The 1,317-nt window shown below is 67.1% G+C and carries 1 protein-coding gene; it reads left to right on the top strand.

The window, feature by feature from the left end; translation table 11 throughout:
* The coding region (locus tag CAG46_RS27440) for an amino acid adenylation domain-containing protein (protein WP_143493580.1) at nucleotides 1-1,317 on the top strand (1,317 nt) is incomplete at both ends.

The raw sequence follows: 1,317 nt of genomic DNA on the forward strand, positions 1-1,317 counted from the left end.
CGCCTGAGCTACATGTTCGAGGACAGCGGCATCGCCTTGCTGCTGACCCAGTCGCACCTGCACGAAGCCCTGCCGATCCCGGCCGGCCTGCGCAGCCTGGACCTGGACACCGAGAACTTCGACGGCTACAGCGATGCCAACCCGAATGTCGACGTGGCCCCGCTGAACCTCGCCTATGTGATCTACACCTCCGGCTCCACCGGTCGCCCGAAGGGCGCTGGCAACAGCCATCAGGCGCTGGTCAACCGGCTGTGCTGGATGCAGAAGGCCTACGGGCTGGACGCCAGCGACAGCGTGCTGCAGAAAACCCCGTTCAGCTTCGACGTGTCGGTGTGGGAGTTCTTCTGGCCGCTGATGACCGGCGCGCGTCTGGTCGTGGCCCAGCCCGGCGCGCACCGTGACCCGCAGCTGCTGGTCGAAACCATCAATCATTACGGCATCAGCACGCTGCACTTCGTGCCGTCGATGCTGCAGGCGTTCATGACCCACGAAGCGGTCGAAAGCTGCATCAGCCTCAAGCGCGTGGTGTGCAGCGGTGAAGCGTTGCCGGCCGAACTGGCCCGCCAGACCCTGCAACGCCTGCCGGCGGCGGGCCTGTACAACCTGTACGGCCCGACCGAAGCGGCGATCGACGTGACCCACTGGACCTGCCAGCCGGACGAAAGCATCAGCGTGCCGATCGGCCAGCCGATCGACAACCTCAAGACCCACATCCTCGAAGGCAGCCTGCAACCGGCGGTGCGCGGCAGTGCCGGCGAGCTGTACCTTGGCGGCGTCGGCCTGGCCCGTGGTTACCACCAGCGCCCGGCGCTGACCGCCGAACGCTTCGTGCCGGACCCGTTCAGCGACAACGGCGGGCGCCTGTACCGCACCGGCGACCTGGCGCGCTACCGCGCCGATGGCGTGATCGACTACGCCGGGCGCATCGACCACCAAGTGAAAATCCGCGGCCTGCGCATCGAACTGGGCGAGATCGAGGCGCGTCTATTGGAGCTGCCGAGTGTGCAGGAAGCCGTGGTGCTGGCCCAGGACGGGCCAAGCGGCAAGCAGCTGGTGGGCTATGTAGTGCCTGCCGACAGCACGCAAGACGAAGGCGCATTGCGCGACAGCCTGCGCGAGGCGCTGAAGGCCGGTTTGCCGGACTACATGGTGCCGGCGCACCTGCTGCTGCTCGGCAAGCTGCCAGTGACGCCGAACGGCAAGCTGGACCGCAAGGCCCTGCCGCAGCCGGATGCCAGCCAGTTGCAGGGCGAGTACATCGCGCCGCAGAGTGCTTTGGAGCAGCAGATCGCGGCGATCTGGGCCGATGTGCTGAAG

This window comes from Pseudomonas sp. B23(2017) (genome assembly GCF_002113725.1).
GTDB classification, from domain to species: Bacteria; Pseudomonadota; Gammaproteobacteria; order Pseudomonadales; family Pseudomonadaceae; genus Aquipseudomonas; species Aquipseudomonas putida_Z.